Source organism: Streptomyces aurantiacus (assembly GCF_027107535.1).
In the GTDB taxonomy this organism is placed as follows: domain Bacteria; phylum Actinomycetota; class Actinomycetes; order Streptomycetales; family Streptomycetaceae; genus Streptomyces.
Window position 1 is genome coordinate 783,552 of the sequence record NZ_CP114283.1, and the last position, 21,222, is coordinate 804,773.

Here is a 21,222-nt window from a genome sequence, read left to right on the forward strand (position 1 = left end):
GACCGAGAGAAGACCGAAGCCTTATGGCTACCACTTCACTTGACCTGGCCAAGGTCCGCAACATCGGGATCATGGCCCACATCGACGCGGGCAAGACGACCACCACCGAGCGGATCCTCTTCTACACCGGCGTCAGCTACAAGATCGGTGAGGTCCACGACGGCGCTGCCACCATGGACTGGATGGAGCAGGAGCAGGAGCGTGGCATCACGATCACCTCTGCTGCGACCACCTGTCACTGGCCGCTCGAGGACAACGACTACACGATCAACATCATCGACACCCCCGGGCACGTCGACTTCACGGTCGAGGTGGAGCGTTCGCTCCGCGTCCTCGACGGTGCCGTCACGGTGTTCGACGGCGTCGCCGGTGTCGAGCCGCAGTCCGAGACCGTGTGGCGTCAGGCCGACCGCTACGGCGTGCCGCGCATCTGCTTCGTGAACAAGCTCGACCGGACCGGCGCGGAGTTCCACCGCTGCGTCGACATGATCAAGGACCGCCTTGGTGCGCAGCCCCTGGTCATGCAGCTTCCGATCGGTGCCGAGATGGACTTCAAGGGCGTTGTGGACCTGGTCCGCATGAAGGCGCTCGTGTGGTCCGCCGAGGCGGCGAAGGGCGAGATGTACGACGTCGTCGACATCCCGGCCACGCACACCGAGGCGGCCGAGGAGTACCGCGGTCTGCTGATCGAGGCCGTGGCGGAGAACGACGAAGAGATCATGGAGCTGTACCTGGAGGGCCAGGAGCCCACCGAGGAGCAGCTGTACGCCGCGATCCGTCGCATCACCATCGCGTCCGGCAAGTCCAACGACACCACGGTCACCCCGGTGTTCTGTGGCACCGCGTTCAAGAACAAGGGCGTCCAGCCCCTGCTCGACGCGGTCGTGCGCTACCTGCCGACCCCCCTCGACGTGGAGGCCATCGAAGGCCACGACGTCAAGGACCCCGAGGTCGTCATCAAGCGCAAGCCGTCCGTGGACGAGCCGCTGTCCGCCCTCGCGTTCAAGATCATGAGCGACCCGCACCTGGGCAAGCTCACCTTCGTCCGGGTCTACTCGGGCCGCCTGGAGTCCGGCACCGCCGTGCTGAACTCCGTCAAGGGCAAGAAGGAGCGCATCGGCAAGATCTACCGTATGCACGCGAACAAGCGTGAGGAGATCGAGTCGGTGGGCGCCGGCGACATCGTCGCCGTGATGGGCCTGAAGCAGACCACCACCGGTGAGACGCTCTCGGACGACAAGAACCCGGTCATCCTGGAGTCCATGGACTTCCCGGCGCCGGTCATCCAGGTCGCCATCGAGCCCAAGTCCAAGGGTGACCAGGAGAAGCTGGGTGTAGCCATCCAGCGTCTCGCGGAGGAGGACCCCTCCTTCCAGGTTCACTCGGACGAGGAGACCGGCCAGACCATCATCGGCGGTATGGGCGAGCTGCACCTCGAGGTGCTGGTCGACCGTATGCGCCGTGAGTTCAAGGTCGAGGCCAACGTCGGTAAGCCGCAGGTCGCCTACCGTGAGACGATCCGCAAGGCCGTCGAGCGCGTGGACTACACCCACAAGAAGCAGACCGGTGGTACCGGTCAGTTCGCCAAGGTGCAGATCGCGATCGAGCCCATCACCGAGACCGACGGTCCGGCGTACGAGTTCGTGAACAAGGTGACCGGTGGCCGTATCCCGCGGGAGTACATCCCGTCGGTGGACGCCGGTGCGCAGGAGGCCATGCAGTTCGGCATCCTCGCCGGGTACGAGATGACGGGTGTCCGCATCACGCTTCTCGACGGTGCCTACCACGAGGTCGACTCCTCCGAGCTCGCCTTCAAGATCGCCGGTTCGCAGGCGTTCAAGGAGGCCGCGCGCAAGGCCAGCCCCGTGCTGCTCGAGCCGATGATGGCCGTCGAGGTCACCACGCCCGAGGACTACATGGGTGAGGTCATCGGCGACATCAACTCCCGCCGTGGCCAGATCCAGGCCATGGAGGAGCGTGCCGGTGCACGCGTCGTGAAGGGCCTCGTGCCCCTCTCGGAGATGTTCGGCTACGTCGGCGACCTCCGCAGCAAGACCTCGGGTCGCGCAAGCTACTCGATGCAGTTCGACTCCTACGCCGAGGTTCCCCGGAACGTCGCCGAGGAGATCATCGCGAAGGCCAAGGGCGAGTAACACACACCGTTTGCACGCTTTAGGCTTGACACCGACCGCAGGGCCCCGAACCGGGGGGACGAGGGATCGTCCCGCCCGGGGAGGGTCCGGCGGGCGGCATCCCAGCAAAGATCACCTGGCGCCGATGAGTAAGGCGTACCAGAACCACTCCGCAGGAGGATTCAGTGGCGAAGGCAAAGTTCGAGCGGACTAAGCCGCACGTCAACATCGGCACCATCGGTCACATCGACCACGGTAAGACGACCCTCACGGCCGCCATTACCAAGGTGCTGCACGACGCGTACCCGGACCTGAACGAGGCCTCGGCCTTCGACCAGATCGACAAGGCTCCCGAAGAGCGCCAGCGCGGTATCACGATCTCGATCGCGCACGTCGAGTACCAGACGGAGACGCGGCACTACGCCCACGTCGACTGCCCCGGTCACGCGGACTACATCAAGAACATGATCACGGGTGCGGCGCAGATGGACGGCGCCATTCTCGTCGTCGCCGCCACGGACGGCCCGATGCCGCAGACCAAGGAGCACGTGCTCCTGGCCCGCCAGGTCGGCGTTCCGTACATCGTCGTCGCCCTGAACAAGGCCGACATGGTGGACGACGAGGAGATCCTGGAGCTCGTCGAGCTCGAGGTCCGTGAGCTCCTCTCCGAGTACGAGTTCCCGGGCGACGACCTGCCGGTCGTCAAGGTCTCGGCGCTCAAGGCCCTCGAGGGTGACGCGGAGTGGGGCAAGTCCGTCCTCGACCTGATGAAGGCCGTCGACGAGTCCATCCCGCAGCCCGAGCGTGACGTCGACAAGCCGTTCCTCATGCCGATCGAGGACGTCTTCACGATCACCGGTCGTGGCACGGTCGTCACCGGTCGTATCGAGCGTGGTGTCCTCAAGGTCAACGAGACCGTCGACATCGTCGGCATCAAGACCGAGAAGACCACCACCACGGTCACGGGCATCGAGATGTTCCGCAAGCTGCTCGACGAGGGCCAGGCCGGTGAGAACGTCGGTCTGCTCCTCCGTGGCATCAAGCGCGAGGACGTCGAGCGCGGCCAGGTCATCATCAAGCCCGGCTCGGTCACGCCGCACACCTCGTTCGAGGCCCAGGCGTACATCCTGTCCAAGGACGAGGGTGGCCGTCACACGCCGTTCTTCAACAACTACCGTCCCCAGTTCTACTTCCGTACGACTGACGTGACCGGTGTTGTGACCCTTCCCGACGGCACCGAGATGGTGATGCCGGGCGACAACACTGAGATGACCGTTGAGCTCATCCAGCCCGTCGCCATGGAGGAGGGCCTGAAGTTCGCCATCCGTGAGGGTGGCCGGACCGTGGGCGCCGGCCAGGTCACCAAGATCAACAAGTAGGTCTCACCTACCTGTTGGGCTTGACGCCTGGTAGCTCCAGCATCAGCTGAGCTCCTTGAAGGGGCCCGTACGACTTCGGTCGTGCGGGCCCCTTTGCCGTGCCCGGGCGACGCCGGGAGTGCGCGTCGAAATGATTCGTTACGAAACTATTCGACGTCTACGACCCATTCCCCTCAGGGGTCACTCCCTCCACCATTTGTCATGCCGCTGAGCAAATTCGAGACGACGACACGTTCGAGGGGTGTGGCATGTCTGGAGGCGTCAGCCGTAGGGCCGTTCTCGGGGCGGGGACCGGGCTGGTGGCGTTGCCCGCGGTGCCCGGTCTGTCCGGGGTCGCACGGGCGCAGGACGCGCCGGGGGCTCCGACGGACCCGGGGGCGTACATCTCCTTCTCGCCGAAGCCGGGCGCGTTCCCGCTGGTGGGTGCGCCGGTCGTGGTCAGTGGCGACGACCATCCCGGAGTCGTACGGGTCGCGGGCGACCTTCGCGACGACATCGAGCGGGTCACGGGCGTACGGCCCGGTTCGTCGGTGGCGCGGGAGGTCGTCCTGGTGGGGACGGTCGGGCGCAGTCCGCTGATCGACGGGCTGGTCGCGGCCGGGAAGCTGGACGTCCGCGGGATCCGCGGCAAGTGGGAGACCTCGCTGCAGACCGTGGTCGAGCGGCCGATGCCGGGGGTGGAACGGGCGTTCGTGGTGGCCGGCAGCGATCCGCGCGGCACGATCTTCGGGGCGTACGACGTCTCGTACGGGATCGGGGTCTCGCCCTGGTACTGGTGGGACGACGTGCGTCCGGTGCGCCGCAGTGCGGTGTACGTGCTGCCGGGGCGCTTCAGCCAGGGCACGCCCGCGGTGAAGTACCGGGGAATCTTCATCAACGACGAGAATCCGGCGCTGGGGACGTGGGCGCCCGCCTTCTTCGGGCCGGGCAAGGCGCCCGGGCATGCCGGCGGCTTCACCGCGGACTTCTACGCGAAGGTCTTCGAGGTACTGCTGCGGCTGAAGGCGAACTACCTGTGGCCGGCGGTGTGGGGGAGAGCGTTCGCGGAGGACGATCCCGAGAACCACGCACGGGCGAAGGCGTACGGGATTGTCATGGGCACGTCTCATGAGGCGCCGATGATGCGGGGCATCGAGGAGTGGAACCGGCACGCGGTGCCCGCGGTGCGGGACAGCGAGGGGAACATCGTGACGCCGGGGCGGGACCCGTACGGCGGCACGGGGGAGTGGTCGTTCCGGCGGAACGCGGAGGCCGTCAAGGCGTACTGGCGCGACGGCATCGAGCGCATGACCGACCAGGACTTCGAAGGCGTCGTCACGCTCGGGATGCGCGGGAACGGTGACACGAGCCTGCCGGACGGCGACGCCATCGAACTGATGCAGGAGATCATCGCGACGCAGAGATCGATCATCGAGGACGTCACCGGCCGCCCGGCCTCCGAGACCCCGCAGGTGTGGACGCTCTACAAGGAGGTCCAGCGCTACTGGGACCGCGGCCTGCGCGCGCCGGACGACGTGACGGTCGTGCTCACCGACGACAACTGGGGGAACATCCGCAAGCATCCGGATCCGGCGGAGGCCACGCGGGCCGGAGGCTACGGGCTCTACTACCACTTCGACTACGTCGGAGTCGGCCGCAACTACAAGTGGGTGGACACCACGTCGCTGCCGAACCTGTGGGACCAGCTCCACCAGGCGGTCGAGTACGGGAACCGCGAACTGTGGGTCACGAACGTCGGCGACCTCAAGGGCAACGAACTGCCGACGGAGTTCTTCCTCGACCACGCCTGGAACCCGGGACGCTGGCCGCTGGAGAGCATCGGGGAGTGGGAGTGGCGATACGCGCGGCAGAACTTCGGTGCGGCGCAGGCGGAGGCGATCGCCGAGGTGCTGGCGAGATACGCGCAGCTCCAGTCGCGCCGCAAGCCCGAACTGCTGAACCGCAGGATCACCCTGGTGGACGGGAAGGTCGTGTACGACGACCGGGAGACGCCCTTCTACTTCGGCCATCGTGAACTGGAGCGGGTCACGCAGGAGTGGCGGCGGCTGGGGAAGGACGCGGAGCGGATCGGCCGAAGACTTCCCGCCGGGGACCAGGACGCCTGGTTCGAGCTGGTCGGGTACGAGGTGGAGGCGACGGCCAACCTCTACGGGCTGCGGGAGGCTGAGTTCACCAACCTGCTGTACGCCGGGCAGGGGCGGGCCGCGACCAACGACCTGGCGGCCGAGGCGGAGGCCGGGCTGGCCCGTGATTTCGCGCTCGCCGAGCACTTCAACTCCCGGGTGACGGGCGGCAAGTGGCGGGGTTTCCAGACGCAGCCGCACATCGGGTACGGGGACGTGGAACGGTACGGACCGAATGCGCCCTGGCAGCAGCCCGAGCGGAACCACGTGGCACTGCCCGACGAGATCTTCCCGGCGGTGAAGCGGATCGACGTGCCGGCGAGGGCCTCGATGGGTGTGGCGGTGGACGGGGCGGAGTCGGGGGAGTGGTGGCCGGGCGGGTCGCCGGGCGCGCCCGTACTGCCCGTCTTCAGCCAGTACCAGACCCGGCCCGACCAGTACATCGAGGTCTTCAACCGTGGCCTGGAGGCCTTCGACTACCGGATCACCTCCCACGTGCCGTGGCTCGTGGTCGACCGCCCGCGGGGCCGGGTCGACAAGCAGGTGCGGGCTGTGCTGACCGTCGACTGGGCGAAGGCTCCGCGAGGGCGGGCCGAGGCGTCGGTGACCGTGGAGGGGGCCGGTGCCACGGTCACGGTCGCGGTGATCGCCGAGCGGCCCCCGGCGAGCGGGCTGCGGGGGTTCGTGGAGGCGGGCGGATACGTCGCCCTCGACGCCGAGCACTTCACGCGCTCGGTGGGCACGTGGCGCCGTATCGACGGGATCGGCCGCACGGGCGCGGGCGTGACGCCGTGGCCGGTGACCGCTCCGCGGCGCACGCCGGGCGGCTCGTCCCCGCGGCTGGAGTACGAGGTGAGCCTGCTGTCCGCGGGGCCGGTCACGGTGTGGGCCTACCTGTCACCGCGCAACCCTGCCCTGCCGACGGGCGGACTGAAGTACGGGATCTCCTTCGACGGGGACGCGCCGCAGACCGTCGACATCCACGCGGCCACCGGAGCCGACGACGGCCTGATGGACATCGAGTGGGCCCGCAACACCTCGGACAACGTCAACCGCACCGCGACGCGGCACACGATCGGGGCGGCCGGGGTGCACCGGCTGAAGTTCTGGATGGTCGACCCGACCGTGGTGCTGCAACGCCTGGTGATCGACACGGGCGGGCTGGAGCCGACGTATCTGGGACCGCCGGAGAGCTACCGCATCCGCTGAGCCGTACTCGTTCGTACTCCTTGGAGGGACCGCACATGAAGTACTTCCGCATGCCCCTGGTCGGGCTGCTGAGCGCGACACTGCTGGTGGCGGGTGTCGGGACGGCCACGGCCGACGACGCTCCGCAGGGTTCCGCCCGCTCGGGAACGGCTCCGCTGCGGGCGCTCGCCGACCGCGCCGGCCTGCGCATCGGCACGGCCGTGGACATGGCGGCGCTGGCCGACGACACGGCGTACCGACGGATGGTCGGCCGTGAGTTCGACTCCGTCACCGCCGAGAACGTCATGAAGTGGGAGGTCGTCGAGCCGGCGCGGGGTACGTACGACTGGTCGGGCGCCGATGAGCTCGTCCGCTTCGCGCGCGAGCGGGGCCAGGTGGTGCGCGGCCACACGCTGGTGTGGCACAGCCAGCTGCCGGGCTGGCTGACGACGGGGGTCGCGGACGGTTCGATCGGCGCGGCGGAGCTCCGGAGCATCCTCCGCAAGCACGTCACCACCGAGGTCAAGCGGTACAAGGGCAGGATCCAGCAGTGGGACGTGGTGAACGAGGTCTTCGAGGAGGACGGCTCGCTGCGCGACTCCATCTGGCTGCGGGAACTCGGCCCGTCCTACATCGCCGACGCCTTCCGCTGGGCGCACGCGGCGGACCCGAAGGCGAAGCTTTTCCTGAACGACTACAACGTGGAGGGCGTCAACGCGAAGTCGACGGCCTACTACGACCTGGCGAAGCGGCTGCGGGCGGAGGGCGTGCCGGTGCAGGGCTTCGGCATCCAGGGGCACCTGGCGATCCAGTACGGCTTCCCGGGGGACGTGCCGGAGAACCTCGCGCGATTCGCACGCCTGGGCATGCAGACCGCCTTCACGGAGGTGGACGTGCGGATGATCCTGCCGGCGGACGCGGAGAAGCTCGCCACGCAGGCGGCGTACTTCCGAGGGCTGCTGGATGCCTGCCTGGGATCGCGGAGCTGCAGGTCCTTCACCGTGTGGGGCTTCACGGACAAGTACTCGTGGGTGCCGGGGGTGTTCGCGGGCCAGGGGGCGGCGACGCTCACGGGGGAGGACTACGGGCGGAAGCCGGCGTACGCGGCTGTGCGGGAGGGGCTGATGGAGGGGCGCTGACCTGGGGCTGTCAGCCGTTGCCCTGGGGACCGGATTTGGGCCTGTCCTTCACGCATTGCCTGGTAGTCAGTTCCTCCGCATCGCCTCCGACCTGGCGGGCTCCGTGGGCCGCGACTCTCCTGAAATGGCGCTCCCTCCGCAGGTGGCGGGTCGCCCACCTGCCGGGCGTCCTCCGCCCGACTTCGGAGGCGCCGGAGAGCGGGTGGGCCGAGTTTCGCGCGTACGACCACGAGTTGGAGCGGGCGCTCGCGCCGGCCATCCGAGATCCGCCCGGCCGGAGCGCCTGCTCTGTTCTGATCGGCTCGAAGCCCTGATCAGTTCGAAGTCTCGGGGGTGACCGCTTGATCGCACCGGTGTTCCCGGTAAGTTCACGTGTGCACACGGATGTCTTTGGTACTGGCGTGACGGGGGTTGCGTGGTGGCGGGTTATCGGCCGACGGACTGGCATGTGCTGGACCTGGAGAGGGATCCGACACCGGGGGACCCGGTCCGGGTGAAGTCGTTGGCCAAGAGCCTGCACGACTTTGCCGATGACGTGCAGGATGCTCTGCGTCTGGTGAAGGGGATGGCGGAGGAGGATGCCGTCCTGAAGTGGGTGGGCAAGACCGCTGAGGTGTTCCAGGACGAGTTCTCCGGGGTTCCGAAGAATCTCAAGAAGCTGAAGAAGTCGTACGACCTGGCGGGGGACGCGCTGGCGGCGTACTGGCCGGAGTTGGAGCGCGCCCAGGCCCTCGCCGACAAGGCCCTCGCCAAGGGGCGGGAGGCGCAGGCGGACCTCTCCTCCGCCAAGTCGCGTCTCTCGACGGCCGATTCGTGGGTCAGTCGGGCCAACAAAGAGGCGGACAAGTACAAGGACGATCCGACCGGTGGCAAGGACGTCGAGAAGCCGGACGAGTCCAAGGTCCGTGCCGCGACGCGGGACGCGCAGAGCGCCAAGGACGCGCACACGTCGGCCCAGTCGGATGTGACCTCCGCGCAGAGTGCGCTGGACGCGGCGAAGAAGATGGCCGCGGACGCCCGGAAGATGCGTGAGGACGCGGCCGGGGAGGCCAAGCGCAAGCTCGACGAGGCGTCCGACGCGGGCATTCAGAACCGTAAGTGGTATGACGAGGTCGGCGACTGGTTCGTCGACAACTGGGACACCATCGTCGCCGTCTGCAAGGTCGTCGTGGCCGTGCTCGGCATCATCGCGCTGATCATCGGAGGGCCGATCCTCGGCGCGATCGTGCTGATCGCCGCGCTCATCGTCCTCGCGGACACCCTCAACAAATACATGAAGGGGCAAGCCTCTCTATGGGAGGTGGCGTTCGCGGCCCTGGACTGCATACCCGGCATGAAGGGCCTCACCACCCTCGGCGGACTCGCCAAGGGCGCCAAGGTCCTCGGCAAGGGCGGGCTCAAGGGCATGGCCGAGGGCGTGCGCGGCATGAGCGGCGTCTTCAAGGGCGGAGCCCGCATGCCGGGTGGCCAGATCCCTTACCGGGCGCTGTCCCCGAAGGCCAGGCAGCTCACCCGGGCGCTGGAGAACGGGCACATACCGATCCGGCCCGGAGAGGTGAACGTTTCCCATCTCTCCGAACTCCAGAGCTTCCACGGGGTCGAGCACGCCATCATCCAGAATCCGGCGGGAGATCTGCGTCTCTTCCGAGGGACGGAGCGGACGAGTTCCATTCCACGGGACCTCAGGGGGCAGGATTACGATTTCATCGCCCACACGCACCCGGAAGACCGAATTCCTGGCCCGCCCAACCGAATAGAAGAGGCGCGGGGAATTCCCAACAGTATGTCGCGGGACCTGGAGTACAAGGCGTCGGATCATATGGAAGTGGTCGTCAGCAGGGACGGGAATCTGAGGTTCTTCGACGGTGCCGGAATCCGTGACCTGCCGCAGGGAACGTATCCTCAGGGTGGTCCGGTGAACCCATTGGGGTTCGTTGTTCCCGTGCGAATGAGATGACCGATGTGCATACCATGGCATGAACCGCGCCGCGGAAAGGGAAAGCCGTAATGAGCAATGAACACGCTTCGTGTGTCTTCTGCGGGGAATTCGTCCTGCACATCCCCGGGTGGGCCAGCAGTGTTCCTTCGTACCGCCTCATGCGGGCGACCTGGCAGGAGAACCACGCGTTCGTGGTCGGGTCGCTCCACTTCTCCTGCCTGCGTGCGTCGCCCGCCCGGTCGGAGTTCGCCGCCGAGTTCGCGCAGATCGCGACGGGGCACGGAAGGGAGATCACGTATCAGGCGGCCGGCGAGACCCAGACCCTGATCCAGCCCGGTCTCGGCTACGTCGAGCAGATCTTCCGGGGCGACGAATGCGCCATCCATCGCAGTGACACCCGGGACAGCTGGCTCGTGCAGGAGTATGCCGGGCCCTGGTACGTGCTGGACCGGCCCCAGTTGGAGGACATCGCGCAGGGGAAGCAGCCTCGTCTCGACCCCGGTGTGGAGCGGATCGTGCTCCCGCGTGAGCCGATGGCGAACCTTGCCGATGCCACGCTCTCCGAACTCCTGGACAGCCTCGGCGTCACGGACCGGTATCCGGGCCTCGCAGCGGGGGAGCCGGAGTACGAGTTCTGGAAGTACTTCGCCCCGAAGCGCGTACTGGAGTACGCGGTGATCGCGACCCCGCCCCTGCCGGTGGAGGCGGCCGCGTTCCTGCGTGCCTACGCCCCGGGCTGTCAGCCGATCGACTTCGACGCGCTCGAACGCGACGAGCCCCGGGGCTGAGAAGCCGGACGACGAGGGCTGGCGGCAGGGCCCGCCGACCGCGAGTGACCGCGATCGTGTCGCGAGTGCAGGGCGGATGCGAGACCTGGCGGCGGGAGATCGCCTACGCGGTCAGCGAGCCTGGAAGGCCCTGCGTCGGCATCGCTGACGGGGCGGGTCTGCCCGGAGAGTTTGATCTACGTCCCCCCGGGGGTATCCTCTCCGGCTCGATTCGCCAGCCCCGTGCCCCGTATGGCAGACTGTCGGGGTTGCTCGGTTGAGTGCCGATGCTGCGCGCCTCCCGTCGGGAGGACCGGAAGCGAGTCCCACAGTACTCGTCGCTCCAACTGTCGTAAGGCAGCGCTGGGGCGGACGTACGGGAATCTTCCGGGAAGTGTCAGCGGGGTGCCGGCCAGGCGCCCGGTGGGTGTTTCGCCCCCGGTCCTGCGGTCGTCTTTGGATGGGCCGCGTCCCTGGTAGGGAAATCCACTCGTGGATATCTCTGTCGGCGAGGGCGCGACACACCCGACCGCGTGGGTCGGAGGCAGGGGACGTGAACCCCCGGGTTGCAGAGCGTTAGACGAGACAAAGGACTACTGAGTAGCCATGGCGGGACAGAAGATCCGCATCCGGCTCAAGGCCTACGACCACGAGGTCATCGACAGCTCGGCGAAGAAGATCGTCGAGACGGTGACGCGCACTGGTGCGTCGGTCGCGGGCCCGGTGCCGCTGCCCACTGAGAAGAACGTGTACTGCGTCATCAAGTCGCCGCACAAGTACAAGGACTCGCGCGAGCACTTCGAGATGCGCACGCACAAGCGCCTGATCGACATTCTCGACCCGACCCCCAAGACCGTTGACTCCCTGATGCGACTCGACCTCCCGGCCGGTGTCGACATCGAGATCAAGCTCTAAGGGCCGGTGATCTGAGAATGAGCAAGCAGATCAAGGGCATCCTGGGCGAGAAGCTCGGCATGACGCAGGTGTGGGACGAGAACAACCGTGTTGTTCCGGTCACCGTCGTCAAGGCCGGCCCGAACGTCGTCACCCAGGTGCGTACGAATGACTCGGACGGCTACGAGTCGGTCCAGATCGCTTTCGGCGAGATCGACCCGCGCAAGGTGAACAAGCCCCTCAAGGGTCACTTCGCCAAGGCCGACGTCACCCCCCGCCGCCACCTCGTCGAGATCCGTACCGCTGACGCCAGCGAGTACACCCTCGGCCAGGAGATCACCGCCGAGACCTTCGAGGCCGGCGTCAAGGTGGACGTGACCGGCAACAGCAAGGGCAAGGGCTTCGCCGGTGTCATGAAGCGTCACAACTTCAAGGGCCTCGGCGCCGGCCACGGTGTCCAGCGCAAGCACCGCTCCCCCGGCTCGATCGGTGGCTGTGCCACCCCCGGCCGTGTGTTCAAGGGCGTCCGCATGGCGGGCCGCATGGGCAACGAGCGGGTCACCACCCAGAACCTGACCGTCCACGCCGTTGACGCGGAGAAGGGTCTGCTGCTCATCAAGGGCGCGATTCCTGGTCCGAACGGCGGCCTCGTCCTGGTCCGCACCGCGGCCAAGGGGGCCTGAGGTAACGATGAGCACTGTTGACATCATTTCGCCGGCAGGCGACAAGACCGGGACGGTCGAGCTCCCCGCGGAGATCTTCGACGTCGAGAAGATCAGCATTCCGCTGCTTCACCAGGTCGTCGTCGCCCAGCTGGCCGCTGCCCGCCAGGGCACGCACAAGACCAAGACGCGCGCCGAGGTTCGTGGTGGCGGTAGGAAGCCCTACCGTCAGAAGGGCACCGGCCGCGCCCGTCAGGGTTCGACCCGCGCACCCCAGTTCGCCGGTGGTGGCGTCGTGCACGGTCCCGTGCCGCGTGACTACTCGCAGCGGACCCCGAAGAAGATGAAGGCCGCGGCCCTGCGCCACGCCCTCACCGACCGGGCCCGCAACGCTCGCATCCACGTCGTCTCCGGCGTGATCGAGGGCGACAACCCCTCCACCAAGGCCGCCAAGAGCCTGCTCGGCAAGATCAGTGAGCGCAAGAACGTGCTCCTGGTCATCGAGCGCTCCGACGAGGCCGCGCTGCTTTCCGCGCGCAACCTGCCCCAGGTCCACATCCTGGAGCCGGGCCAGCTGAACACGTACGACGTTCTCGTCTCGGACGACGTGGTCTTCACCCAGGCCGCTTTCGAGTCCTTCGTGTCTGGCCCCCAGGCCGCTGACACCGAAGGGAGCGAAGCCTGATGGCTACGCGTCACCCGAGCATTGCCCCCAAGGCGGCCAAGGCCGCCAAGGCCGCGCGCATCGCCAAGGCGAAGCGCCACGAGGCCGAGGGCAAGAACACCGTCGAGACGCCGCTGAGCAAGAGCTTCACGGACCCCCGTGACGTCCTCATCAAGCCGGTCGTCTCCGAGAAGAGCTACGCGCTGCTCGACGAGGGCAAGTACACCTTCGTCGTCGCGCCGGGCGCCAACAAGACCCAGATCAAGCAGGCCGTCCAGGCGGTCTTCTCGGTCAAGGTCACCGGGGTCAACACGATCAACCGCCAGGGAAAGCGCAAGCGGACCAAGAGCGGTTTCGGCAAGCGTGCTGACACCAAGCGCGCCATCGTGACCCTCGCTGAGGGCGACCGTATCGACATCTTCGGCCAGGCCTCCTAACGGAGCGCCCTGGTCCGAATATCGGACGAGGACTGAGAAATGGGAATCCGCAAGTACAAGCCGACTACGCCGGGCCGTCGTGGCTCCAGCGTCGCCGACTTCGTCGAGGTCACGCGGTCCACGCCGGAGAAGTCGCTGGTTCGCCCGCTGCACAGCAAGGGCGGCCGTAACAATTCCGGTCGTGTGACCGTTCGCCACCAGGGTGGTGGACACAAGCGCGCCTACCGTGTCATCGACTTCCGTCGTCATGACAAGGACGGCGTGCCGGCGAAGGTCGCGCACATCGAGTACGACCCCAACCGCACCGCGCGCATCGCGCTGCTGCACTACGTGGACGGCGAGAAGCGCTACATCCTCGCCCCCCGCAACCTGTCGCAGGGCGACCGCGTCGAGAACGGTCCCGGGGCCGACATCAAGCCGGGCAACAACCTGGCGCTCCGCAACATCCCGGTCGGTACCACGATCCACGCGATCGAGCTCCGTCCCGGTGGCGGCGCCAAGTTCGCCCGCTCCGCCGGTGCCTCCGTACAGCTGCTCGCGAAGGAGGGCCAGATGGCCCACCTCCGTATGCCGTCCGGTGAGATCCGCCTGGTCGACGTGCGCTGCCGCGCCACCGTCGGTGAGGTCGGCAACGCCGAGCAGAGCAACATCAACTGGGGCAAGGCCGGCCGCAAGCGCTGGCTGGGCGTCCGCCCGACCGTCCGCGGTGTGGCGATGAACCCGGTTGACCACCCGCACGGTGGTGGTGAAGGCAAGACCTCCGGTGGACGTCACCCGGTCTCGCCGTGGGGTCAGAAGGAGGGTCGTACTCGTTCGCCGAAGAAGGCTTCGAACAAGTACATCGTCCGCCGCCGCAAGACGAACAAGAAGCGCTAGGAGCGGGTTTAGATGCCGCGCAGTCTCAAGAAGGGGCCCTTCGTCGACGACCACCTCATCAAGAAGGTGGACGTACAGAACGAAGCCGGTTCCAAGAACGTCATCAAGACCTGGTCCCGTCGCTCGATGATCATCCCGGCCATGCTCGGCCACACGATCGCGGTGCACAACGGCAAGACCCACATTCCGGTGTTTGTCACCGAGTCGATGGTCGGCCACAAGCTCGGCGAGTTCTCGCCGACGCGCACCTTCCGGGGTCACGTCAAGGACGACCGGAAGTCGAAGCGCCGCTAACGCGGGGTGGAATGACCATGACAGACACTGGAAGGACAACCATGGAAGCCAGGGCCCAGGCGCGGTACATCCGCGTTACGCCCATGAAGGCCCGCCGAGTGGTGGACCTTATCCGTGGCATGGATGCCACGGAGGCTCAGGCGGTCCTGCGTTTCGCCCCGCAGGCCGCGAGCGTGCCGGTGGGCAAGGTGCTTGACAGCGCCATTGCCAACGCCGCACACAACTACGACCACACCGACGCCGACAGCCTCGTCATCTCCGAGGCGTACGTCGACGAGGGTCCGACCCTGAAGCGGTTCCGTCCGCGCGCCCAGGGCCGCGCCTACCGGATCCGCAAGCGGACCAGCCACATCACCGTGGTCGTCAGCAGCAAGGAAGGAACCCGGTAATGGGCCAGAAGGTTAACCCGCATGGGTTCCGGCTCGGCATCACCACGGACTTCAAGTCCCGGTGGTACGCCGACAAGCTGTACAAGGACTACGTCAAGGAAGACGTCGCCATCCGTCGGATGATGACGTCCGGCATGGAGCGCGCCGGCATCTCGAAGGTTGAGATCGAGCGCACCCGTGACCGCGTGCGGGTGGACATCCACACCGCGCGTCCCGGCATCGTCATCGGCCGCCGTGGCGCCGAGGCCGACCGCATCCGCGGTGACCTCGAGAAGCTCACGGGCAAGCAGGTCCAGCTGAACATCCTCGAGGTCAAGAGCCCCGAGACCGACGCTCAGCTGGTTGCCCAGGCCGTTGCCGAGCAGCTGTCCTCCCGCGTCTCCTTCCGTCGTGCCATGCGCAAGAGCATGCAGGGCACGATGAAGGCCGGCGCCAAGGGCATCAAGATCCAGTGCGGTGGCCGTCTCGGCGGCGCCGAGATGTCCCGCTCGGAGTTCTACCGCGAGGGCCGTGTGCCCCTGCACACGCTCCGCGCGAACGTGGACTACGGCTTCTTCGAGGCCAAGACGACCTTCGGCCGTATCGGCGTGAAGGTCTGGATCTACAAGGGCGACGTCAAGAACATCGCCGAGGTCCGCGCCGAGAACGCTGCGGCCCGCGCGGGTAACCGCCCGGCCCGTGGCGGTGCCGGTGGCGGCGCCGACCGCCCTGCCCGTGGTGGTCGTGGTGGCGAGCGTGGCGGCCGCGGCCGCAAGCCGCAGCAGCAGTCCGCGCCGGCTGCCGAGGCCCCCAAGGCCGAGGCTCCCGCCGCCGCTGCCGCTCCGGCTGAGAGCACCGGAACGGAGGCCTGACCGACATGCTGATCCCTCGTAGGGTCAAGCACCGCAAGCAGCACCACCCGAAGCGCCGTGGTCAGGCCAAGGGCGGTACGCAGGTTTCGTTCGGCGAGTACGGCATTCAGGCCCTCACGCCGGCATACGTGACGAACCGCCAGATCGAGGCGGCTCGTATCGCGATGACCCGTCACATCAAGCGTGGCGGCAAGGTCTGGATCAACATCTACCCGGACCGCCCGCTGACCAAGAAGCCCGCCGAGACCCGCATGGGTTCCGGTAAGGGTTCCCCCGAGTGGTGGGTCGCGAACGTGCACCCCGGCCGGGTCATGTTCGAGCTGTCCTACCCCAACGAGAAGATCGCCCGTGAGGCCCTTACTCGCGCAGCCCACAAGCTGCCGATGAAGTGCCGGATCGTCAAGCGCGAGGCAGGTGAAGCGTGATGTCGGCCGGTACCAAGGCGTCCGAGCTGCGCGAACTGGGTGACGAGGAGCTTCTCGCGAAGCTCCGCGAAGCCAAGGAAGAGCTGTTCAACCTCCGCTTCCAGGCGGCGACCGGTCAGCTCGAGAACCACGGGCGGCTCAAGGCCGTCCGCAAGGACATCGCGCGGATCTACACCCTGATGCGTGAGCGCGAGCTGGGCATCGAGACGGTGGAGAGCGCCTGATGAGCGAGAGCAACGTGACTGAAGAGACCAAGACGAGCCGCGGTTTCCGCAAGACCCGTGAGGGTCTGGTCGTCAGCGACAAGATGGACAAGACCGTCGTCGTCGCTGTCGAGGACCGCGTCAAGCACGCGCTGTACGGCAAGGTCATCCGCCGTACGAACAAGCTCAAGGCCCACGACGAGCAGAACGCCGCAGGCGTCGGCGACCGAGTCATCATCATGGAGACTCGGCCGCTGTCCGCGACGAAGCGCTGGCGCATCGTCGAGATCCTCGAGAAGGCCAAGTAATTACCTGAGGGCATTCCCTCAGGTTGGTTCCGCCAGGCTCGGGGCGGGGTCGCCGTAACAAGCGGCCCCGTCCCGGGAACCGGCAGACAATCAGGAGATAGACGTGATCCAGCAGGAGTCGCGACTGCGTGTCGCCGACAACACTGGTGCGAAGGAAATCCTTTGCATCCGTGTGCTCGGTGGCTCCGGTCGCCGCTACGCGGGCATCGGTGACGTCATCGTCGCCACCGTCAAGGACGCGATCCCCGGCGGCAACGTGAAGAAGGGTGACGTCATCAAGGCGGTCATCGTTCGCACCGTCAAGGAGCGCCGCCGTCCGGACGGCTCGTACATCCGCTTCGACGAGAACGCCGCCGTCATTCTGAAGAACGACGGCGACCCTCGCGGCACCCGTATCTTCGGCCCCGTCGGCCGTGAGCTGCGCGAGAAGAAGTTCATGAAGATCATCTCGCTCGCGCCGGAGGTGCTGTAAGCATGAAGATCAAGAAGGGCGACCTGGTCCAGGTCATCACCGGCAAGGACAAGGGCAAGCAGGGCAAGGTCATTGCCGCTTACCCGCGCGACGAGCGCGTCCTGGTCGAGGGTGTCAACCGGGTCAAGAAGCACACGAAGGCCGGTCCCACCGCTCGCGGTTCGCAGGCCGGCGGCATCGTCACGACCGAGGCGCCCGTCCACGTCTCCAACGTCCAGCTGGTCGTTGAGAAGGACGGCAACAAGGTCGTCACGCGCGTCGGTTTCCGCTTCGACGACGAGGGCAACAAGATCCGCGTTGCCAAGCGGACGGGTGAGGACATCTGATGGCTACCACCACCATTCCGCGTCTCAAGACGAAGTACCGCGAGGAGATCGCGGGCAAGCTGCAGGAAGAGTTCTCGTACGAGAACGTCATGCAGACCCCGGGTCTCGTCAAGATCGTGGTCAACATGGGTGTGGGCGACGCCGCCCGCGACTCCAAGTTGATCGATGGCGCCATCCGCGACCTCACCACGATCACCGGTCAGAAGCCGGCCGTCACCAAGGCCCGCAAGTCCATCGCGCAGTTCAAGCTGCGTGAGGGACAGCCGATCGGCTGCCACGTCACACTTCGTGGCGACCGCATGTGGGAGTTCCTGGACCGCACCCTGTCGCTGGCGCTTCCGCGCATCCGCGACTTCCGTGGTCTGTCTCCCAAGCAGTTCGACGGTCGTGGCAACTACACCTTCGGTCTCACCGAGCAGGTCATGTTCCACGAGATCGACCAGGACAAGATCGACCGCGTCCGGGGTATGGACATCACCGTGGTCACCACGGCGACCAACGACGCCGAAGGCCGTGCCCTTCTCCGTCACCTCGGCTTCCCCTTCAAGGAGGCGTAAGCGAGATGGCGAAGAAGGCTCTGATTGCCAAGGCTGCTCGTAAGCCCAAGTTCGGTGTGCGTGGCTACACCCGCTGCCAGCGCTGCGGCCGCCCGCACTCCGTGTACCGCAAGTTCGGCCTCTGCCGCGTGTGCCTTCGTGAGATGGCTCACCGTGGAGAGCTGCCGGGCGTGACCAAGAGCTCCTGGTAGTCCAGTACTTCTGGACTCCAGAGGCTCTCGGTAAGCAATGGGTTCGGTCGGATGCCCACCCCTCCATGGCTTAGGCTAGGAGGGTTGGGCGTCTGACCGCCCGTGGGCACAGCCCACTAGTTAACGCTTACTACGCCGTAGGTCCCCGCACCGCACCCGTCCCGCCACTGAGTGGGGAGAGGGATGGCGCATACAGGAAACCCCGGCGAGAGAGGCCGAAGGCCAATTCATGACCATGACTGATCCCATCGCAGACATGCTTACTCGTCTGCGTAACGCGAACTCGGCGTACCACGACGATGTCGCGATGCCACACAGCAAGATCAAGTCGCACATCGCGGAGATCCTCCAGCAGGAGGGCTTCATCACCGGCTGGAAGGTCGAGGATGCCGAGGTCGGCAAGAAGCTCGTCCTCGAGCTGAAGTTCGGCCCGAACCGCGAGCGCTCCATTGCGGGCATCAAGCGGATCTCGAAGCCGGGTCTGCGTGTGTACGCGAAGTCCACCTCCCTGCCCAAGGTGCTGGGTGGCCTCGGCGTGGCGATCATCTCCACGTCGCACGGCCTCCTCACCGGACAGCAGGCCGGCAAGAAGGGCGTAGGCGGAGAAGTTCTCGCCTACGTCTGGTAGCGGAAGGGAACGGAGGAAACAGCTATGTCGCGTATTGGCAAGCTCCCCATCACGGTTCCCGCCGGCGTGGACGTCACCATCGACGGCCGTACGGTCCAGGTGAAGGGCCCGAAGGGCTCTCTCTCCCACACCGTCGCGGCGCCGATCGAGGTCGCCAAGGGTGAGGACGGCATTCTCAATGTCACCCGCCCGAACGACGAGCGTCAGAACAAGGCCCTCCACGGCCTGTCCCGCACGCTGGTGGCGAACATGATCACCGGCGTGACCACGGGTTACGTGAAGAAGCTCGAAATCAGCGGTGTCGGTTACCGCGTCCTGGCGAAGGGTTCCAACCTGGAATTCTCGCTCGGCTACAGCCACTCGATCACGGTCGAGGCGCCCGAGGGCATCTCGTTCAAGGTCGAGAACCCGACGCACTTCTCGGTCGAGGGAATCGACAAGCAGAAGGTCGGCGAGGTTGCGGCCAACATCCGCAAGCTGCGCAAGCCCGACCCGTACAAGGCCAAGGGCGTCAAGTACGAGGGCGAAGTCGTCCGGCGCAAGGTCGGAAAGGCGGGTAAGTAAGCCATGGCATACGGTGTCAAGATTGCTAAGGGCGACGCTTACAAGCGTGCTGCCATCAAGCGGCGTCACATCCGGATCCGTAAGCACATCTCGGGTACGGCTGAGCGTCCTCGCCTGGTCGTGACGCGCTCGAACCGCCACATCGTGGCCCAGGTGATCGACGACGTTAAGGGTCACACCCTCGCGTCGGCGTCCACCCTGGACACGTCGATCCGCGGCGGCGAGAACGACAAGTCCGAGCAGGCCAAGTCGGTCGGCGCCCTGGTCGCCGAGCGCGCCAAGGCCGCCGGTGTCGAGGCTGTCGTATTCGACCGTGGTGGAAACCAGTACGCCGGGCGCATTGCCGCTCTGGCGGACGCCGCCCGCGAAGCCGGACTCAAGTTCTGAGTCCTGGTTCCGTAGCTAGCGGAAACAGAGAGAGGTAATTCCAATGGCTGGACCCCAGCGCCGCGGAAGCGGTGCCGGTGGCGGCGAGCGGCGGGACCGGAAGGGCCGTGACGGCGGCGCTGCTGCCGAGAAGACCGCGTACGTTGAGCGCGTTGTCGCGATCAACCGCGTCGCCAAGGTTGTGAAGGGTGGTCGTCGCTTCAGCTTCACTGCGCTCGTCGTAGTGGGCGATGGTGACGGCACCGTGGGTGTCGGTTACGGCAAGGCCAAGGAGGTGCCGGCCGCGATCGCCAAGGGTGTTGAAGAGGCCAAGAAGCACTTCTTCAAGGTCCCCCGTATCCAGGGCACCATCCCGCACCCGATCACGGGCGAGAAGGCCGCGGGCGTCGTCCTGCTCAAGCCTGCCTCCCCCGGTACCGGCGTTATCGCCGGTGGCCCGGTGCGTGCTGTCCTCGAGTGCGCCGGCGTTCACGACATCCTGTCGAAGTCGCTCGGCTCGTCCAACGCGATCAACATCGTGCACGCGACCGTGGCGGCCCTCAAGGGCCTGCAGCGTCCCGAGGAGATCGCGGCCCGCCGTGGTCTGCCCCTCGAGGACGTCGCCCCCGCGGCTCTGCTGCGTGCACGTGCGGGAGCGGGTGCGTAGTCATGGCTCAGCTCAAGATCACGCAGACGAAGTCGTACATCGGCAGCAAGCAGAACCACCGCGACACCCTTCGTTCGCTTGGCCTCAAGCGGATCAACGATGTGGTCGTCAAGGAGGACCGCCCCGAGTTCCGCGGAATGGTTCACACCGTCCGCCACCTCGTGACGGTTGAGGAGGTCGACTGATCATGGCGGAGAACAACCCGCTCAAGATCCACAACCTCCGTCCCGCCCCGGGCGCCAAGACCGCCAAGACCCGTGTTGGTCGTGGTGAGGCGTCGAAGGGTAAGACGGCCGGTCGTGGTACCAAGGGCACGAAGGCCCGTTACCAGGTTCCGGAGCGCTTCGAGGGTGGCCAGATGCCCCTCCACATGCGTCTCCCGAAGCTCAAGGGCTTCCGGAACCCGTTCAAGACCGAGTACCAGGTCGTGAACCTCGACAAGCTGGCGTCGCTGTACCCGGAGGGTGGCGAAGTCACCGTCGAGGGACTCGTCGCCAACGGTGCGGTTCGCAAGAACAGCCTCGTCAAGGTCCTCGGCCAGGGCGAGATCTCCGTGGCACTGCAGGTGACGGTCGACGCCGTCTCCGGCTCCGCCAAGGAGAAGATCACCGCCGCCGGCGGTACCGTCACCGAGCTCGTCTGAATTCAGCAGGCGCCTCGATGACTTGAGCGATCCCGACCGGGGATGCCCCACAAAAGGGGCATCCCCGGTTGGTCGTTCCTAGGGGAGCGGTGTCGCCGGTAAGGTGGCCTGCGCTGCTGATTTTCGCCCGGTGTGCCG

The 21,222-nt window shown here is 66.6% G+C and carries 26 protein-coding genes and 1 pseudogene; all 27 read left to right on the top strand.

Features of this window, described 5'->3' with window-relative positions; all coding sequences use genetic code 11:
• The first annotated feature begins 23 nt into the window (after positions 1–23).
• Positions 24–2,153 carry an elongation factor G gene (gene fusA / locus O1Q96_RS05235; RefSeq protein ID WP_217455089.1) on the top strand — a complete coding sequence of 710 codons (2,130 nt, stop codon included), beginning with the start codon at positions 24–26 and terminating at the stop codon, positions 2,151–2,153.
• Between the two features lie 164 nt (positions 2,154–2,317).
• Positions 2,318–3,511, top strand: a complete 1,194-nt coding sequence (tuf, locus tag O1Q96_RS05240; protein ID WP_217455088.1) for an elongation factor Tu — start codon at positions 2,318–2,320, stop codon at positions 3,509–3,511.
• A gap of 248 nt (positions 3,512–3,759) precedes the next feature.
• Positions 3,760–6,843, top strand: coding sequence for a glycosyl hydrolase 115 family protein (locus O1Q96_RS05245; RefSeq protein WP_269247072.1), 3,084 nt, complete (start codon positions 3,760–3,762; stop codon positions 6,841–6,843).
• A gap of 35 nt (positions 6,844–6,878) precedes the next feature.
• A complete protein-coding gene (locus O1Q96_RS05250) occupies positions 6,879–7,961 on the top strand; it encodes an endo-1,4-beta-xylanase (RefSeq protein ID WP_269247073.1) in 1,083 nt (360 codons plus the stop codon).
• A 418-nt stretch (positions 7,962–8,379) separates the two neighbouring features.
• A pseudogene (locus tag O1Q96_RS05255) lies at positions 8,380–9,411 on the top strand (putative T7SS-secreted protein); the annotation flags it as partial.
• A gap of 557 nt (positions 9,412–9,968) precedes the next feature.
• On the top strand, positions 9,969–10,688 hold the full coding sequence (locus O1Q96_RS05260) for a hypothetical protein (protein ID WP_269247074.1): 720 nt from the start codon (positions 9,969–9,971) through the stop codon (positions 10,686–10,688).
• A 585-nt stretch (positions 10,689–11,273) separates the two neighbouring features.
• The gene (gene rpsJ, locus O1Q96_RS05265; protein WP_003948644.1) at positions 11,274–11,582 is read left to right on the top strand and encodes a 30S ribosomal protein S10; all 309 of its coding nucleotides are present in this window, start codon (positions 11,274–11,276) and stop codon (positions 11,580–11,582) included.
• 17 nt (positions 11,583–11,599) lie between these two features.
• On the top strand, positions 11,600–12,244 hold the full coding sequence (rplC, locus tag O1Q96_RS05270) for a 50S ribosomal protein L3 (protein ID WP_269247075.1): 645 nt from the start codon (positions 11,600–11,602) through the stop codon (positions 12,242–12,244).
• Between the two features lie 7 nt (positions 12,245–12,251).
• A complete protein-coding gene (gene rplD / locus O1Q96_RS05275) occupies positions 12,252–12,908 on the top strand; it encodes a 50S ribosomal protein L4 (protein ID WP_269247076.1) in 657 nt (218 codons plus the stop codon).
• Positions 12,908–13,324, top strand: a complete 417-nt coding sequence (gene rplW / locus O1Q96_RS05280) for a 50S ribosomal protein L23 (protein WP_107022195.1) — start codon at positions 12,908–12,910, stop codon at positions 13,322–13,324. The genes rplD and rplW overlap by 1 nt, the downstream gene beginning before the upstream one ends.
• Before the next feature lie 39 nt (positions 13,325–13,363).
• The gene (gene rplB / locus O1Q96_RS05285) at positions 13,364–14,200 is read left to right on the top strand and encodes a 50S ribosomal protein L2 (protein ID WP_269247077.1); all 837 of its coding nucleotides are present in this window, start codon (positions 13,364–13,366) and stop codon (positions 14,198–14,200) included.
• A gap of 12 nt (positions 14,201–14,212) precedes the next feature.
• Positions 14,213–14,494 (top strand): 30S ribosomal protein S19, encoded by a 282-nt coding sequence (gene rpsS / locus O1Q96_RS05290; protein WP_006376029.1) that lies wholly within the window; start codon positions 14,213–14,215, stop codon positions 14,492–14,494.
• Positions 14,495–14,535: 41 nt separating this feature from the next.
• A complete protein-coding gene (gene rplV / locus O1Q96_RS05295) occupies positions 14,536–14,883 on the top strand; it encodes a 50S ribosomal protein L22 (RefSeq protein ID WP_030619142.1) in 348 nt (115 codons plus the stop codon).
• Entirely contained in the window at positions 14,883–15,734 is an 852-nt protein-coding gene (gene rpsC, locus O1Q96_RS05300) for a 30S ribosomal protein S3 (protein ID WP_269247078.1), read from the top strand. The genes rplV and rpsC overlap by 1 nt, the downstream gene beginning before the upstream one ends.
• Positions 15,735–15,739: 5 nt before the next feature.
• Positions 15,740–16,159: a 50S ribosomal protein L16 gene (rplP, locus tag O1Q96_RS05305; RefSeq protein ID WP_099500627.1), complete on the top strand. Its 420-nt coding sequence runs from the start codon at positions 15,740–15,742 to the stop codon at positions 16,157–16,159.
• Positions 16,159–16,383 (top strand): 50S ribosomal protein L29, encoded by a 225-nt coding sequence (gene rpmC, locus O1Q96_RS05310; RefSeq protein ID WP_003998824.1) that lies wholly within the window; start codon positions 16,159–16,161, stop codon positions 16,381–16,383. Before rplP ends, rpmC begins: the two co-directional genes overlap by 1 nt.
• Entirely contained in the window at positions 16,383–16,670 is a 288-nt protein-coding gene (rpsQ, locus tag O1Q96_RS05315; RefSeq protein ID WP_143642848.1) for a 30S ribosomal protein S17, read from the top strand. Before rpmC ends, rpsQ begins: the two co-directional genes overlap by 1 nt.
• Before the next feature lie 103 nt (positions 16,671–16,773).
• A complete protein-coding gene (rplN, locus tag O1Q96_RS05320) occupies positions 16,774–17,142 on the top strand; it encodes a 50S ribosomal protein L14 (RefSeq protein ID WP_003992364.1) in 369 nt (122 codons plus the stop codon).
• A 2-nt stretch (positions 17,143–17,144) separates the two neighbouring features.
• Complete coding sequence (rplX, locus tag O1Q96_RS05325; protein ID WP_055513601.1) at positions 17,145–17,468, top strand: 50S ribosomal protein L24; 324 nt, start codon at positions 17,145–17,147, stop codon at positions 17,466–17,468.
• The gene (rplE, locus tag O1Q96_RS05330; protein ID WP_269247079.1) at positions 17,468–18,025 is read left to right on the top strand and encodes a 50S ribosomal protein L5; all 558 of its coding nucleotides are present in this window, start codon (positions 17,468–17,470) and stop codon (positions 18,023–18,025) included. Before rplX ends, rplE begins: the two co-directional genes overlap by 1 nt.
• Before the next feature lie 5 nt (positions 18,026–18,030).
• The gene (locus O1Q96_RS05335; RefSeq protein ID WP_003948630.1) at positions 18,031–18,216 is read left to right on the top strand and encodes a type Z 30S ribosomal protein S14; all 186 of its coding nucleotides are present in this window, start codon (positions 18,031–18,033) and stop codon (positions 18,214–18,216) included.
• A gap of 229 nt (positions 18,217–18,445) precedes the next feature.
• Positions 18,446–18,844: a 30S ribosomal protein S8 gene (gene rpsH, locus O1Q96_RS05340; protein ID WP_081218894.1), complete on the top strand. Its 399-nt coding sequence runs from the start codon at positions 18,446–18,448 to the stop codon at positions 18,842–18,844.
• 24 nt (positions 18,845–18,868) lie between these two features.
• Positions 18,869–19,408 (top strand): 50S ribosomal protein L6, encoded by a 540-nt coding sequence (gene rplF / locus O1Q96_RS05345; RefSeq protein ID WP_269247080.1) that lies wholly within the window; start codon positions 18,869–18,871, stop codon positions 19,406–19,408.
• Positions 19,409–19,411: 3 nt separating this feature from the next.
• A complete protein-coding gene (gene rplR / locus O1Q96_RS05350) occupies positions 19,412–19,795 on the top strand; it encodes a 50S ribosomal protein L18 (RefSeq protein WP_189776125.1) in 384 nt (127 codons plus the stop codon).
• A gap of 43 nt (positions 19,796–19,838) precedes the next feature.
• Positions 19,839–20,441: a 30S ribosomal protein S5 gene (gene rpsE, locus O1Q96_RS05355; protein ID WP_055513610.1), complete on the top strand. Its 603-nt coding sequence runs from the start codon at positions 19,839–19,841 to the stop codon at positions 20,439–20,441.
• A 2-nt stretch (positions 20,442–20,443) separates the two neighbouring features.
• Positions 20,444–20,626 (top strand): 50S ribosomal protein L30, encoded by a 183-nt coding sequence (gene rpmD / locus O1Q96_RS05360; RefSeq protein WP_033319647.1) that lies wholly within the window; start codon positions 20,444–20,446, stop codon positions 20,624–20,626.
• 2 nt (positions 20,627–20,628) lie between these two features.
• Positions 20,629–21,084: a 50S ribosomal protein L15 gene (rplO, locus tag O1Q96_RS05365; protein ID WP_043676833.1), complete on the top strand. Its 456-nt coding sequence runs from the start codon at positions 20,629–20,631 to the stop codon at positions 21,082–21,084.
• Positions 21,085–21,222: the final 138 nt, after the last annotated feature.

What these genes read in the sequence shown, in the direction of transcription:
- rpmC (WP_003998824.1), top strand. Translation starts at nt 16,159, where the DNA reads ATGTCGGCCGGTACCAAGGCGTCCGAGCTGCGCGAACTGGGTGACGAG.
- O1Q96_RS05260 (WP_269247074.1), top strand. Translation starts at nt 9,969, where the DNA reads ATGAGCAATGAACACGCTTCGTGTGTCTTCTGCGGGGAATTCGTCCTG.
- rplO (WP_043676833.1), top strand. Translation starts at nt 20,629, where the DNA reads ATGGCGGAGAACAACCCGCTCAAGATCCACAACCTCCGTCCCGCCCCG.
- O1Q96_RS05245 (WP_269247072.1), top strand. Translation starts at nt 3,760, where the DNA reads ATGTCTGGAGGCGTCAGCCGTAGGGCCGTTCTCGGGGCGGGGACCGGG.
- rplR (WP_189776125.1), top strand. Translation starts at nt 19,412, where the DNA reads ATGGCATACGGTGTCAAGATTGCTAAGGGCGACGCTTACAAGCGTGCT.
- rpsE (WP_055513610.1), top strand. Translation starts at nt 19,839, where the DNA reads ATGGCTGGACCCCAGCGCCGCGGAAGCGGTGCCGGTGGCGGCGAGCGG.
- rplP (WP_099500627.1), top strand. Translation starts at nt 15,740, where the DNA reads ATGCTGATCCCTCGTAGGGTCAAGCACCGCAAGCAGCACCACCCGAAG.
- fusA (WP_217455089.1), top strand. Translation starts at nt 24, where the DNA reads ATGGCTACCACTTCACTTGACCTGGCCAAGGTCCGCAACATCGGGATC.
- O1Q96_RS05250 (WP_269247073.1), top strand. Translation starts at nt 6,879, where the DNA reads ATGAAGTACTTCCGCATGCCCCTGGTCGGGCTGCTGAGCGCGACACTG.
- rplF (WP_269247080.1), top strand. Translation starts at nt 18,869, where the DNA reads ATGTCGCGTATTGGCAAGCTCCCCATCACGGTTCCCGCCGGCGTGGAC.
- rplB (WP_269247077.1), top strand. Translation starts at nt 13,364, where the DNA reads ATGGGAATCCGCAAGTACAAGCCGACTACGCCGGGCCGTCGTGGCTCC.
- rplE (WP_269247079.1), top strand. Translation starts at nt 17,468, where the DNA reads ATGGCTACCACCACCATTCCGCGTCTCAAGACGAAGTACCGCGAGGAG.
- rplC (WP_269247075.1), top strand. Translation starts at nt 11,600, where the DNA reads ATGAGCAAGCAGATCAAGGGCATCCTGGGCGAGAAGCTCGGCATGACG.
- O1Q96_RS05335 (WP_003948630.1), top strand. Translation starts at nt 18,031, where the DNA reads ATGGCGAAGAAGGCTCTGATTGCCAAGGCTGCTCGTAAGCCCAAGTTC.
- rplV (WP_030619142.1), top strand. Translation starts at nt 14,536, where the DNA reads ATGGAAGCCAGGGCCCAGGCGCGGTACATCCGCGTTACGCCCATGAAG.
- rpsC (WP_269247078.1), top strand. Translation starts at nt 14,883, where the DNA reads ATGGGCCAGAAGGTTAACCCGCATGGGTTCCGGCTCGGCATCACCACG.
- rpsS (WP_006376029.1), top strand. Translation starts at nt 14,213, where the DNA reads ATGCCGCGCAGTCTCAAGAAGGGGCCCTTCGTCGACGACCACCTCATC.
- rpsH (WP_081218894.1), top strand. Translation starts at nt 18,446, where the DNA reads ATGACCATGACTGATCCCATCGCAGACATGCTTACTCGTCTGCGTAAC.
- rplD (WP_269247076.1), top strand. Translation starts at nt 12,252, where the DNA reads ATGAGCACTGTTGACATCATTTCGCCGGCAGGCGACAAGACCGGGACG.
- rpsJ (WP_003948644.1), top strand. Translation starts at nt 11,274, where the DNA reads ATGGCGGGACAGAAGATCCGCATCCGGCTCAAGGCCTACGACCACGAG.
- rplX (WP_055513601.1), top strand. Translation starts at nt 17,145, where the DNA reads ATGAAGATCAAGAAGGGCGACCTGGTCCAGGTCATCACCGGCAAGGAC.
- rpsQ (WP_143642848.1), top strand. Translation starts at nt 16,383, where the DNA reads ATGAGCGAGAGCAACGTGACTGAAGAGACCAAGACGAGCCGCGGTTTC.
- rplW (WP_107022195.1), top strand. Translation starts at nt 12,908, where the DNA reads ATGGCTACGCGTCACCCGAGCATTGCCCCCAAGGCGGCCAAGGCCGCC.
- rpmD (WP_033319647.1), top strand. Translation starts at nt 20,444, where the DNA reads ATGGCTCAGCTCAAGATCACGCAGACGAAGTCGTACATCGGCAGCAAG.